This window comes from Pseudomonas sp. PDM24 (assembly GCF_019218905.1).
Lineage (GTDB): Bacteria > Pseudomonadota > Gammaproteobacteria > Pseudomonadales > Pseudomonadaceae > Aquipseudomonas.
Map to the genome: position 1 here is coordinate 598,616 of NZ_JAHUWR010000003.1, position 11,996 is coordinate 610,611.

Sequence of the window (11,996 nt, forward strand, 5' to 3'; positions counted from 1 at the left end):
CGCCGGCGTCCTGCCGATCGTCCGGAGAGTTCACCAAATATGGCATTCTCCGATACATGGTCGCCTATCTGTAACGCCGCATTAACAGATCGGCTTGCGTCGCCGAAAACGGGTTATGCAGCAGGCGTTTTGGCCTCTTCCAGCAGTTGCCGAATCATCTGTTCCTGAGTCTCGTACCGTCCCTCGCCAAAGTGGGTGTAACGCACCTGCCCCTGGGCGTCGATCAGGTAGTGAGCGGGCCAGTACTGGTTGTCGAAGGCGCGCCAGATCACGTAGTTGTTGTCGATCGCCACCGGGTAGGTAATGCCGAGTTTTTTCACCTGCTCGCGGACGTTGTCGATGATGCGTTCGTAGCCGTATTCCGGGGTGTGTACGCCGATCACCACCAGGCCGTCCTTCTCGTATTTCTTCGCCCAGTCCTTCACGTAGGGCAAGGTGTGCTGGCAGTTGATGCAGTCGTACGTCCAGAAGTCCACCAGCACCACTTTGCCGCGCAGTGAATCGTTGCTCAGCGCTGGCGAGTTGAGCCATTCGACCGCGCCAGAGAGTGACGGCATCGCGCCTTTGGCCGCGTCCTGGGTCGAGTCGGCCTTGACCTTGCTGACGAAGTAATCGACCACTTTCGGTACGGTTTCCAGCACGCGCTGTTCAACCGTGGTAACGCCTTCGGACGAGGTGCTGGCGAGCAACGTGTTGTCAGCGCCAGTGGAGATGACCGCTGCGGCAACCAACACCGCAGCCCCCGTGCCGCGACGCAGCCAACCGGTGAGCGGAATCGACGGTTTCAAGCGATTGACCAGGCCGCGACCGGCGAAGATCAAAGTGCCCAGGGACAACGCGCTGCCCAGGCCGTACGCCACCAGCAACAGACTGGTCTGAACGTTGGCGCCTTGCAGCATGGCGCCGGTGAGGATTACCCCGAGGATCGGCCCGGCACACGGCGCCCAGAGCAGACCGGTGGCGACGCCGATCATCACCGAGCCTAACGGGCCAGACATTTTGCGAGTGTTGGGATCAAGGCGATTGCCCAGCAGTACGAACGGGCGCGCCAGCCAGCCACCGATGCGAGCGGAGATCAGCGACAGGGCAAACAGCACCATCACGATCAGCGCCACATGGCGGCCGGTGTTGTTGGCTTGTATCACCCAATCGCTGCTAACCACAGCCAGGCTGGAGATCAGGGCGAAGGTCAGGGCCATGCCGCCGAGGGTGAGCAGGATCGAAGAACGCGTGCGTTTAACACCGGCAAACAGAAACGGCACGACCGGGAGGATGCAGGGGCTGAGGACGGTCAAAATACCGCCCAGGAATGCGATGAGGAACATGGGGATCACCTTGAGAATACGAAGGGCGATACACCGCCGTTCCAATGTGGGAGCGGGCTTGCTCGCGAAGGCGCAGTGTCAGTCGACATCAATGTTGAATGTACTGGCCTCTTCGCGAGCAAGCCCGCTCCCACACTGGAACGGCGGAAATTGACAGATCTGTGCAGGCTTCAGGCCTCTAGCTGCTGGCCCTGTGGCGTCTGGCTGTAGCCGTTCTCTGCAACCAGTTGCCCTTGCGGTGTGCGGCTGGAACCATCCTCAGTCAGCAGCGGAGTCAGTTGGAAGCAGGTGCTGCTGCCACAGCCGCTCTGTTCTACCGCCGCGTTGGCATGGGCAGCGGCGCCGGCTACGGAGAAAACGATGGCGGTGAAAAAGCGGGTGATGTTGTTCATGATGTTCTTCCTGTTTCAAAGGGGATGGGCAATGGGTCGTCGAAGGATTCAGCTGCCTTCGTTGCAGCCGTCAGCGAATTTGCTGTAATCCAGTACCCGGGTTTTGCCTTGGGAATCCAGGTAGGTCATCCGGGCATTCACAATCCCGCAGGCGGGGGTGGCGTCCTGTTTCATCGACAGCACTTTCTGGATGTCCAGGTGCGTGCCATAGGTGTAGGTTTGAGGAGTGACATCGGCTTCGGCCCGGGCCGACAAGGTGCAGATGTTCAGGGCGGCAAACAGGCAGGCGGCGTACACGGCTTTGGTGTTCATGGTGATTTCCTCAAGGCTTCAATAGGTCAATCGTTGATTGAGCCGAGGCGGTTGGGTTTGCCTCGATGGAACCTATTTGAAACCCGTGAGGTATCCCGTCTGTGTCGAGAACAGGCGCGGGTAAATCGCTGTGTATCCGCGCCTGCTTGCGATACACAGCGATACAAAACCCCTGAAATCGGCTGTTTTTGCGTCCCCGTGTATCTGCTGGTACGCCAGATACACTGCAATACAATCGACGGCAGGCGAGCGGGCCAAGGCTCGATAGACTGCGCGACAACTCCCATTCAAGAGGCTTGGTCACCATGGAACACGTCGATCACATTCTCATCGTGGACGATGACCGCGAAATCCGGGAACTGGTAGGCAACTACCTGAAAAAGAACGGCCTGCGCACCACCGTGGTGGCGGATGGGCGGCAGATGCGCTCGTTTCTGGAGTCCACACCGGTGGATTTGATCGTGCTCGACATCATGATGCCGGGGGACGATGGCCTGGTCCTCTGCCGCGAACTTCGCGCCGGCAAACACAAGGCCACGCCGGTGCTGATGCTCACCGCTCGCAACGATGAAACCGACCGCATCATTGGCCTGGAAATGGGCGCCGACGATTACCTGGTCAAACCGTTCGCCGCTCGTGAATTGCTCGCCCGCATCAACGCCGTGCTACGACGCACGCGGATGCTGCCGCCGAACCTGGTGATCACCGAAAGCGGTCGCCTGCTGGCATTCGGTCGCTGGCGCCTGGACACCTCGGCCCGGCATCTGCTGGATGAGGACGGCACCATGGTCGCCCTCAGCGGTGCGGAATATCGTTTGCTGCGGGTGTTCCTCGATCATCCTCAACGGGTGCTCAATCGCGACCAGTTGCTTAACCTGACCCAGGGCCGCGATGCCGATTTGTTCGACCGTTCCATCGATTTGCTGGTGAGCCGCTTGCGTCAGCGTCTGCTGGACGACGCCCGGGAACCGGCCTACATCAAGACCGTGCGCAGTGAAGGTTATGTGTTCTCCCTGCCGGTGGAAGTGCTCGGTGCGCCGTCATGAACCTTGCGCTGCACTGGCCCCGCACGCTGGCTTCGCGGCTGTCGCTGATTTTCCTGGTCGGCCTGATCCTCGCCCAAGCGCTGTCCTTTGGCGCTCAGTACTACGAGCGTTACGAAAGTGCGAAAAACACCATGTTGGGCAACCTGGAAACCGATGTTTCGACCTCCCTGGCCATCCTCGACCGTTTGCCCGCCGACGAACGCCCGAACTGGCTACCGCGTCTGGAACGCGCCAACTACAACTATCTGTTGAATGAAGGCTCGCCGGGCACACCGATGGCGGCTCGCGATGTGTCGATTGCAGTGACCTCGATTCAGGACGCCATCGGCCATGATTACCCGCTGACCTTTACCGACATCCCCGGCCCGAAAAAACACTTCCAGGCCCACCTGAAACTGAAGGACGGCAGCCCTGTCACTATCGACGTGCGACCGTCGATGGTGCCGTTGTCGCCGTGGTTGCCGGCGGTGTTGCTGGGGCAACTGGCGCTGATGATTACCTGCACCTGGCTGGCCGTGAGAATCGCCATTCGCCCGCTCACCCGCCTCGCCCAAGCGGTGGAAACCCTCGACCCCAACACCCACGCCGTGCACCTGGATGAAAAAGGCCCGACCGAAGTCGCCTACGCTGCGCGGGCCTTCAATGCGATGCAGGCGCGCATTGCGGCTTATCTCAAGGAACGCATGCAGTTGTTGGCGGCAATTTCCCACGACCTGCAAACCCCGATCACCCGCATGAAACTGCGCGCCGAGTTCATGGATGACTCCAGCGAGAAAGACAAACTGTGGAACGACCTCGGCGAGATGGAACACCTGGTGCGCGAAGGCGTGGCCTATGCCCGCAGCATTCATGGTGCCACCGAGGAAAGTCGCCGCACTGATCTGGATTCGTTCCTCGACAGCCTGGTATTCGACTATCAGGACATGGGCAAAGACGTGCAGCTCAACGGCAAAAGCGCAGCCGTGATCAACACCCGGCCGCATGCCTTGCGACGGGGGCTGGTGAACCTGATAGACAACGCGCTGAAATTCGCCGGCACCGCAGAGCTGTCGGTGGAAACGCAGGCCGATGGCAGCTTGTCGGTGAAAGTGATGGACCGTGGGCCGGGGATTGCCGAAGGGCAATTGGCACAGGTGATGGAACCGTTCTACCGCGTGGAGAACTCGCGTAATCGCAGTACGGGAGGGACCGGTTTGGGGTTGGCGATTGCGCAGCAGTTGGCCATCGCGATTGGCGGGTCATTGAAATTGAGCAATCGCGAGGGCGGTGGGTTGTGTGCGGAGCTCAGGTTGCCGACACCTCACTAAACACCACGAATCCCTGTGGGAGCGGGCTTGCTCGCGAAGGCGTCGGGTCAGCCAGCATCAATGTTGAATGACACACCGCTTTCGCGAGCAAGCCCGCTCCCACATTGGATCAGTGGTGTTTGATCGTTCCCAGAACCCCTTCCCCGTGCATCTGCTGCAACAACGCCAACCCACTGTCCATGAATTCCGACGCCCCAACCATCCCCGCCTCCACCGCCAACCCTTCCAGCTGCGCCCGGCCATCGAGCCGAGGAAATTCCCCGATCCGCTGCAACAACCGCCACGCCAACGGGCTCAGTTCGGAAAACCGTACCCCCCAGTCCTCGCCCCGACGAACCAACAGCAATGTCGGCTGAACTGGCGGCGTGTCCGGCCGGTAATCTGGCCCCACCAACTGCACCGGCCAGCCATACGCCAATGGCCAGGCCAGCGGCGAAACCTGCAACGGTCGATCCAGCAGCAACCCGGCATCGCTGGCCGGCAATGGCTCGGCTTCGGATTGTTGCAGTGCCATCTCGACCCACTCGTAATGCGCCAGCTCAACCATGAATGGCGGCCACGGTCCATCGCTCAGCGCCAGCGGTTCAGAGGCCAGAAACTCGACAAACTCCTGGGCGATCTCGCCGAATTTTGGCGTGTGAGCGCGGTAGTCTCGCAGGAAGATCCGCACCAGAGAACTCCACTCACCGTGACCCAATATCTTCACCAGCACCGGAAAAGTCGCACTGAGCAACGACGATAGATTCGAAAACACCAGGTCGCGATAAACCTGCGCCCGTGCCACGTCCATCCCGGCGGGCGGTGCACAGTGGTCGGGGTCGCGCAGGTAGCGGGTCAATGTGTCTTGCTGCTGATACAGCGTCGGCTTATCCACGGTTCACCCCCTTACCTTGCAGGCGGCGAATGATCTGTAATTCAGCCACCAACTCAGAGAACGCCGGAAAGTTGAAATCCCGTTCCAGCAGCGTCGGTTGCACACCGAACCGCGCATACGCCTCGGCCAGCAGCGACCAGACCACCGGTTTGACCGAGGCGCCATGGGTGTCGATTTTCAGCGTGTCGGACTCATCAAAGTGCCCCGCCACATGCATGGCAACCACCCTCCCCGCGTCGATGCCCGCCAGAAACGTCTGCGGATCGAAGCCGTGATTGATCGAGTTGACGTAGACATTGTTGACGTCCAGCAGCAGGTCGCAATCGGCTTCGCGCAGCACCGCGTTGGTGAACGTCAGTTCGTCCATGTCCTGCTGCGGCGCGGCGTAGTAGGAGACGTTTTCCACCGCCAGGCGCCGACCGAGAATGTCCTGTGCCTGGCGAATTCGGGCGGCAACGTGATGCACCGCTTCTTCGGTAAACGGCAACGGCAGCAGATCGTAAAGATGCCCGTCATCGCTGCAGTAGCTCAGGTGTTCGCTGTACAGCGGCACTTTGTGGTGATCGAGGAAAACCCGCACCTCCTGCAGAAACCCGACGTCCAGCGGTGCCGGCCCGCCCAACGACAAGGACAAGCCGTGACAGGACAGCGGATAGCGCTCGGTCAAGGCGCGAAACGTCGCGCCATGAGCGCCGCCGATGCCGATCCAGTTTTCCGGGGCGACTTCCAGAAAGTCGAAAGCGCCCACCGGGGCCGCTTGAAGGTCCTTCATTAAACCGCGGCGCAAGCCTAGCCCGACGCTCGTCTTCGCTGATGTGAGGGGAGTCTGCATGGTGTCGATCTCATCCAGGGATCCGGTCTCCAGCGTCTGAAAACTCAGTGCCGGCCGGCGGGCCCAGTCAAGCGCCGTGGTGTGTCGGGTGTGTGTTCACCAACGCCGCTCTTCTCAGGCCACTGTATCGGACAGGCAGTCAGATACAGTGGGATACACGAACTAGACTTATTGATTACCCCCGCAGGGGGCCAGGACGCCGTTATCGTCCTGTTCATTCCCACGATCACCGCCCAAAGGTGCATGCCTCGACAAACAATGCCTCTGGACCCTGATCCTGCTGAAGGAGCACACATGATGGACGAGGCCAGACTCAATGATTTCATGGGCAAACTGGTGAACGACATGGGTGGCGCGGCGATGCTCGCCAACGTCATCCTCGGCGAAGAACTCGGCCTGTACCGGGCCATGGCCGACAGTCAGCCAGTCACCCCCGAAGCACTCGCCGAAAAGACCGGCTGCAATACCCGCCTGCTGCGCGAATGGCTCAGCGCCCACGCCGCGTCCGGTTACATGGAACACCGCGACGGCCAGTTCCGCCTGCCCGAAGAGCAAGCCCTGGCGTTGGCGATCGAAGATTCACCGGTCTATGTGGCCGGCGGTATCGGCGTGGTTGCATCGTTTTTCCATGACAAGGACAAACTGGTCAATGCCATGCGCGGCAACGGCGCCCTGCCTTGGGGCGATCACCATCCGTGCATGTTCAGCGGCACCGAACGGTTTTTCCGCCCAGGGTACAAAGCGCACCTGGTCAGCGAATGGCTGCCGGCCCTTGATGGAGTGGTCGCCAAACTGGAGGCCGGCGCCAAGGTAGCGGACATCGGCTGCGGCCACGGCGCCTCGACCGTGATCATGGCCCAGGCGTTTCCGAATTCACGGTTCGTCGGTTTCGATTACCACGCGCCTTCGGTCACCGTCGCCACCCAGCGCGCCGAAGAAGGTGGCGTGTCCGGCCGGGCGCGGTTCTTTCAGGGCACCGCCAAGAGCTATCCGGGCGACGACTATGACCTGGTCTGCTATTTCGACTGCCTGCACGATATGGGTGACCCGGTCGGCGCCGCAAAGCACGCCTATGAATCGCTCAAACCCGACGGCTCGGTGCTACTGGTAGAGCCCTTCGCCAACGACACGCTCGACGCCAACACCACTCCAGTGGGACGACTGTTCTATGCCGCCTCGACTTTTATTTGCACACCCAACTCATTGTCCCAGGAAGTCGGCCTCGGGCTCGGCGCCCAGGCGGGCGAGGCACGGTTGCGCAAGGTCTTCACCGAGGCGGGGTTCACGCAGTTCCGGCGGGCCACGGAAACGCCGTTCAACCTGATACTGGAGGCGCGTAAATAAGGGCAGGCTGGTTTGCCCGGATGCAACTGACGAAACCGGATCCTGTGGGAGCGGGCTTGCTCGCGAAGGCGTAGTGCCAGGCGACATCGATGTTGACTGTGCTGGCCCCTTCGCGAGCAAGCCCGCTCCCACAGGGGACTGTGATCAGTACATAGAGAGGCGTTCGCCAAGGTTTTCGGCTTTGAGAATATCGAACAACGCCTGCGCCGCCGCCGACAGTTCATGCCCTGTCGTCAGCACCCCGATCGCCCGTTCCACCACCGGGTCGCGCAGGGTTATGCAACGGGCGCCCAGCTCGCGCATCTGCCCGGCGCACAAGGCCGGCACCGCACTGACGCCCAATCCGCTGGCGACCATCCGCCCGACCGTTGCCAACTGATGGCTTTCAAATTCCACCGGCAACTTCATGCCCCGTGCCTGCAAGTGCTCTTCGAGCATCACCCGCACCGTCGATGGTCGCTGCAAGGTAATGAACGGCTCCTTGAGCAACGTCTGCCAATCGATGTCGGCCAGCTCCGCCAGCGGTGAATCGAGGGGCACCACCGCCACAAACCGGTCGATGTACAACGGGGTAAATTCCAGCGACGAGCTCTGGGTCGGTTCAAACGCCACGCCCAATTCCACCTGACGGTCGCGAACCATTTCCAGCACCTGCTCGTTGATCACGTCGTTCACCGTGACGTTGACCTTGGGGTAGCGCGCGCGAAAGGTCTTGAGGATCGGCGGCAGCAGGTTGCCGGCAAACGACGGCATCGCCGCCAAGGTCACGCGACCGCGCTGGAGGGTGAAGCGTTGGCGCAGTTCATCCTCGGCATTGTCCCAGTCCGCGATCAATCGACGGGCCAGTGGCAGCAGCGATTCGCCTTCGGCGGTCAGTGCGACGTTGCGGGTATTGCGCGTGAACAGGCGCCCGCCCAAACCCTCCTCCAGCGCCTTGATGGTCAGGCTCAACGCCGACTGGGACAGGTGCAGCCGCTCGCACGCCACGGCAAAACTCAAACTCTGAGCCACGGCCAGGAATGCGCGGATCTGTTTGACGGTCATGACCACGGTCTCCACGGTAAGCACATTCAATGTAGGCGCAGTCTGCGGGAGCCCCTACCTATTAGTGAGTTTTATCTATCAATCAACCTTAAAAATCAACTTAACAAATAAATCCTCCGGCGAGACACTCCCTCCCCATCCGGCTAGCCAGCCGCCCACAAAGAATAAAAGAGGTGCATATGGCAGGGTTCGACAAGCGCGTGTATTCCTACGAGGAAGCAATGGCAGGTCTTGAAGACGGCATGACCGTGATCTCCGGCGGCTTCGGCCTGTGCGGGATTCCGGAAAACCTCATCGCTGAGATCCAGCACCGCGGCACACGTGATCTCACCGTGGTCTCCAACAACTGCGGCGTCGACGGTTTCGGCCTCGGTGTGCTGCTGGTGGACCGGCAGATCCGTAAGGTGGTGGCCTCCTACGTCGGCGAAAACGCGCTGTTCGAAAAGCAACTGCTGAGCGGCGAAATCGAAGTGGTCCTGACCCCTCAAGGCACCCTCGCCGAGAAAATGCGCGCAGGCGGTGCCGGCATCCCGGCGTTCTTCACCGCCACTGGCGTCGGCACTCCGGTGGCCGACGGCAAGGAAGTCCGCGAATTCAAGGGTCGCCAGTACCTGATGGAAGAGTCCATCACCGGTGACTTCGCCATCGTCAAAGGCTGGAAAGCCGACCATTTCGGTAACGTGGTCTATCGCCACACCGCCCAGAACTTCAACCCGCTGGCCGCCACCGCCGGCAAGATCACCGTGGTCGAAGTCGAAGAAATCGTCGAACCCGGCGAGCTGGACCCGTCGCAGATCCACACCCCTGGCATCTACGTCGACCGGGTCATTTGCGGCACGTTCGAGAAGCGCATCGAACAGCGCACTGTGCGTAAGTGATCCCCTGCCCCCGGACCGAATGAAGGAATAACAACAATGGCACTTTCCCGCGAACAAATGGCTCAACGCGTCGCCCGCGAAATGCAGGACGGCTACTACGTGAACCTCGGCATCGGCATCCCGACCCTGGTCGCCAACTACATCCCTGAAGGCATGGAAGTCATGCTGCAATCGGAAAACGGCCTGCTCGGCATGGGCGCCTTTCCGACCGACGCCGAAGTCGACGCCGACATGATCAACGCCGGCAAGCAAACCGTGACCGCGCGCATCGGCGCGTCGATTTTCTCGTCCGCCGAATCGTTCGCGATGATCCGCGGCGGCCACATCGACCTGACCGTGTTGGGCGCGTTTGAAGTGGACGTCGAAGGCAACATCGCCTCCTGGATGATCCCCGGCAAACTGGTCAAGGGCATGGGCGGCGCGATGGACCTGGTGGCCGGTGCGGACAACATCATCGTCACCATGACCCACGCCTCCAAGGACGGCGAGTCGAAACTGCTGTCGCGTTGCAGCCTGCCGCTGACCGGCGCCGGTTGCATCAAGCGCGTGCTGACCGACCTGGCCTACCTGGAAATCAAGGACGGTGCGTTCATTCTCAAAGAGCGCGCACCGGGCGTCAGCGTCGAAGAAATCGTCGCCAAGACCGCTGGTAAACTGATCGTGCCTGATCATGTCCCGGAAATGCAGTTCACTGCCCAGTGAGGAATCCTTCCATGCAAGAAGTCGTAATTGTTGGCGCCACTCGCACTGCCATCGGCAGCTTCCAGGGGGCGCTGGCCAATGTGTCCGCCGTTGACCTCGGTGCTGCGGTGATCCGCCAGTTGCTGGCGCAGACCGGGCTGGACCCGGCGCAGGTCGATGAAGTGATCATGGGCCAGGTGCTGACAGCTGGCGCCGGGCAGAACCCTGCGCGTCAGGCCGCGATCAAGGCCGGCCTGCCCTTCGCCGTGCCGGCCATGACCCTGAACAAAGTCTGCGGCTCGGGCCTGAAAGCGCTGCATCTGGCGGCTCAGGCAATTCGCTGCGGCGATGCCGAAGTGATCATCGCCGGTGGCCAGGAAAACATGAGCCTGGCCAATTACGTCATGCCGGGCGCCCGCACCGGTTTGCGTATGGGTCACGCGCAGATCGTCGACACGATGATCAGCGACGGTTTGTGGGATGCGTTCAACGATTACCACATGGGCATCACCGCCGAGAATCTGGCCGAGAAATACAGCCTGACCCGTGAGCAACAGGACGCCTTCGCTGCCGCCTCCCAGCAAAAAGCTGTGGCCGCCATCGAAGCCGGACGGTTTGCCGATGAGATCACGCCGATCCTGATCCCGCAGCGCAAGGGCGATCCGCTGTCCTTCGCCACCGATGAACAGCCTCGGGCCGGCACCACCGCCGACTCACTGGGCAAACTGAAAGCGGCCTTCAAGAAGGACGGTTCGGTGACAGCCGGCAACGCTTCTTCGCTGAACGACGGTGCTGCGGCGGTGATCTTGATGAGTGCGGAGAAAGCCAAAGCGTTGGGGCTGCCAGTGCTGGCAAAAATCGCCGCTTACGCCAACGCGGGCGTCGACCCGGCGATCATGGGCATCGGCCCGGTGTCGGCCACTCGCCGTTGCCTGGACAAGGCGGGTTGGTCCATCGGTCAACTGGACCTGATCGAAGCCAACGAAGCCTTCGCCGCGCAATCTCTGGCCGTGGCCAAGGACCTGGAATGGGACCTGAACAAGGTCAACGTCAACGGCGGCGCCATTGCCCTGGGCCATCCGATCGGTGCGTCAGGTTGCCGGGTACTGGTGACGTTGTTGCATGAAATGATCAAGCAGGACGCCAAAAAAGGTCTGGCGACGTTATGCATCGGCGGAGGCCAAGGCGTAGCACTGGCGGTCGAGCGCTAATTACATCCTTGTAGGAGCGAGGCTTGCCCGCGAAGAACGATGACGCAGTTTATCTGTTGCACCGAGTTATCGTTCTTCGCGGGCAAGCCTCGCTCCTACAGGTTATGGTCTCTGGCCCTCAGGCGAATTTCACCAGATTCAACGCAGGCAAAGGTCCACCCGGAAACTGCACCAGCCGCGCCCCGACACTCAGTTCGCCCAGATCGATTCCAAAGAACCCCAACCGCTCGATCAACGTAGCCACCTGTGCCTTGGCCTCGGCATCGTCACCAGAGAGAAAAAGCACCCGCCGACCACCCTCCGCTTTCGGATCGCTCTCAAGCAGATGCGCCTGTAGGTGATTGAACGCCTTGACCACCCGCGCACCGGGCACCCATTCGGCAAACACTTCGCTGGACGGACGTCCCTGCAAATCCACCGCTTTGAACGATGGCGCCTCGATCGAATTGTTCGCATCGATCACAATCCGCCCGCCGAAATCTGGCAGCCCGGCCAGTGCCGTCGGTAACTTCGACCAATTCACCGCCACCAAAACAATCGGCTGTGCAGCCGCTTCTTCACGGGTGCCGGCCCGCGCTGTCGGCCCGAGTTCTGCTACCAGTGAGGCCAGGGTTTGCGGACCGCGGCTGTTGGCGATAACGATTTCAATGCCCTGACGGGATAACGCTTTGGCGAAGGCTGTGCCGATGGCGCCAGCGCCGATGATTCCGATTGTGCTCATGGTGTTCACTCCGTGGTGGGTTGATGGAG

General features: G+C 61.0%; 13 protein-coding genes. 6 read left to right on the forward strand and 7 right to left on the reverse strand.

All coding sequences use genetic code 11. The features are described 5' to 3' along the window. Positions 1–113: 113 nt before the first annotated feature. The 3 genes from KW837_RS14390 to KW837_RS14400 all read right to left on the reverse strand — a co-directional run bounded on the left by KW837_RS14390 (position 114) and on the right by KW837_RS14400 (position 2,029). Positions 114–1,325, reverse strand: coding sequence for a cytochrome c biogenesis protein DipZ (locus tag KW837_RS14390; protein WP_218396660.1), 1,212 nt, complete (start codon positions 1,323–1,325; stop codon positions 114–116). Positions 1,326–1,495: 170 nt separating this feature from the next. Then, positions 1,496–1,717, reverse strand: a complete 222-nt coding sequence (locus KW837_RS14395) for a hypothetical protein (protein ID WP_218396663.1) — start codon at positions 1,715–1,717, stop codon at positions 1,496–1,498. Positions 1,718–1,765: 48 nt separating this feature from the next. Next, complete coding sequence (locus tag KW837_RS14400; protein WP_218396664.1) at positions 1,766–2,029, reverse strand: DUF2790 domain-containing protein; 264 nt, start codon at positions 2,027–2,029, stop codon at positions 1,766–1,768. A 305-nt stretch (positions 2,030–2,334) separates the two neighbouring features. Between KW837_RS14400 and KW837_RS14405 the strand changes: the two genes are divergently transcribed. Next, on the forward strand, positions 2,335–3,075 hold the full coding sequence (locus KW837_RS14405) for a response regulator (protein ID WP_007896007.1): 741 nt from the start codon (positions 2,335–2,337) through the stop codon (positions 3,073–3,075). Next, positions 3,072–4,382, forward strand: coding sequence for an ATP-binding protein (locus KW837_RS14410; RefSeq protein WP_218396667.1), 1,311 nt, complete (start codon positions 3,072–3,074; stop codon positions 4,380–4,382). The genes KW837_RS14405 and KW837_RS14410 overlap by 4 nt, the downstream gene beginning before the upstream one ends. A gap of 109 nt (positions 4,383–4,491) precedes the next feature. On the opposite strand, the gene KW837_RS14415 is transcribed toward KW837_RS14410, so the two are convergent. Both KW837_RS14415 and KW837_RS14420 read right to left on the reverse strand, forming a co-directional pair. Continuing rightward, entirely contained in the window at positions 4,492–5,256 is a 765-nt protein-coding gene (locus tag KW837_RS14415) for a putative DNA-binding domain-containing protein (RefSeq protein WP_218396669.1), read from the reverse strand. Next, positions 5,249–6,088, reverse strand: a complete 840-nt coding sequence (locus KW837_RS14420; protein ID WP_218396671.1) for a DUF692 domain-containing protein — start codon at positions 6,086–6,088, stop codon at positions 5,249–5,251. Before KW837_RS14420 ends, KW837_RS14415 begins: the two co-directional genes overlap by 8 nt. Before the next feature lie 297 nt (positions 6,089–6,385). Here KW837_RS14420 and KW837_RS14425 point away from each other — a divergent pair, with 297 nt between their 5' ends. Then, positions 6,386–7,432: a class I SAM-dependent methyltransferase gene (locus tag KW837_RS14425; protein ID WP_032830528.1), complete on the forward strand. Its 1,047-nt coding sequence runs from the start codon at positions 6,386–6,388 to the stop codon at positions 7,430–7,432. Positions 7,433–7,576: 144 nt separating this feature from the next. On the opposite strand, the gene KW837_RS14430 is transcribed toward KW837_RS14425, so the two are convergent. Further along, positions 7,577–8,476, reverse strand: a complete 900-nt coding sequence (locus KW837_RS14430; protein ID WP_192343478.1) for a LysR family transcriptional regulator — start codon at positions 8,474–8,476, stop codon at positions 7,577–7,579. A 179-nt stretch (positions 8,477–8,655) separates the two neighbouring features. Between KW837_RS14430 and KW837_RS14435 the strand changes: the two genes are divergently transcribed. Genes KW837_RS14435 through KW837_RS14445 form a run of 3 tightly spaced genes read left to right on the forward strand, consistent with a single transcriptional unit; the run spans position 8,656 to position 11,246 of the window. Then, positions 8,656–9,354, forward strand: coding sequence for a CoA transferase subunit A (locus KW837_RS14435; RefSeq protein WP_007896014.1), 699 nt, complete (start codon positions 8,656–8,658; stop codon positions 9,352–9,354). A 36-nt stretch (positions 9,355–9,390) separates the two neighbouring features. Then, positions 9,391–10,056, forward strand: a complete 666-nt coding sequence (locus KW837_RS14440) for a CoA transferase subunit B (protein WP_123499651.1) — start codon at positions 9,391–9,393, stop codon at positions 10,054–10,056. Positions 10,057–10,067: 11 nt separating this feature from the next. Then, positions 10,068–11,246, forward strand: a complete 1,179-nt coding sequence (locus tag KW837_RS14445) for an acetyl-CoA C-acetyltransferase (RefSeq protein WP_218396673.1) — start codon at positions 10,068–10,070, stop codon at positions 11,244–11,246. 118 nt (positions 11,247–11,364) lie between these two features. Here KW837_RS14445 and KW837_RS14450 read toward each other — a convergent pair whose 3' ends face one another. Beyond that, positions 11,365–11,967: an NADPH-dependent F420 reductase gene (locus KW837_RS14450; protein WP_192343476.1), complete on the reverse strand. Its 603-nt coding sequence runs from the start codon at positions 11,965–11,967 to the stop codon at positions 11,365–11,367. Positions 11,968–11,996 lie beyond the last annotated feature (29 nt).

Coding starts and splice junctions, on each gene's coding strand:
- KW837_RS14420 (WP_218396671.1), bottom strand. CDS start 6,088: ATGCAGACTCCCCTCACATCAGCGAAGACGAGCGTCGGGCTAGGCTTG.
- KW837_RS14435 (WP_007896014.1), top strand. CDS start 8,656: ATGGCAGGGTTCGACAAGCGCGTGTATTCCTACGAGGAAGCAATGGCA.
- KW837_RS14430 (WP_192343478.1), bottom strand. CDS start 8,476: ATGACCGTCAAACAGATCCGCGCATTCCTGGCCGTGGCTCAGAGTTTG.
- KW837_RS14440 (WP_123499651.1), top strand. CDS start 9,391: ATGGCACTTTCCCGCGAACAAATGGCTCAACGCGTCGCCCGCGAAATG.
- KW837_RS14410 (WP_218396667.1), top strand. CDS start 3,072: ATGAACCTTGCGCTGCACTGGCCCCGCACGCTGGCTTCGCGGCTGTCG.
- KW837_RS14425 (WP_032830528.1), top strand. CDS start 6,386: ATGGACGAGGCCAGACTCAATGATTTCATGGGCAAACTGGTGAACGAC.
- KW837_RS14450 (WP_192343476.1), bottom strand. CDS start 11,967: ATGAGCACAATCGGAATCATCGGCGCTGGCGCCATCGGCACAGCCTTC.
- KW837_RS14445 (WP_218396673.1), top strand. CDS start 10,068: ATGCAAGAAGTCGTAATTGTTGGCGCCACTCGCACTGCCATCGGCAGC.
- KW837_RS14405 (WP_007896007.1), top strand. CDS start 2,335: ATGGAACACGTCGATCACATTCTCATCGTGGACGATGACCGCGAAATC.
- KW837_RS14390 (WP_218396660.1), bottom strand. CDS start 1,325: ATGTTCCTCATCGCATTCCTGGGCGGTATTTTGACCGTCCTCAGCCCC.
- KW837_RS14400 (WP_218396664.1), bottom strand. CDS start 2,029: ATGAACACCAAAGCCGTGTACGCCGCCTGCCTGTTTGCCGCCCTGAAC.
- KW837_RS14395 (WP_218396663.1), bottom strand. CDS start 1,717: ATGAACAACATCACCCGCTTTTTCACCGCCATCGTTTTCTCCGTAGCC.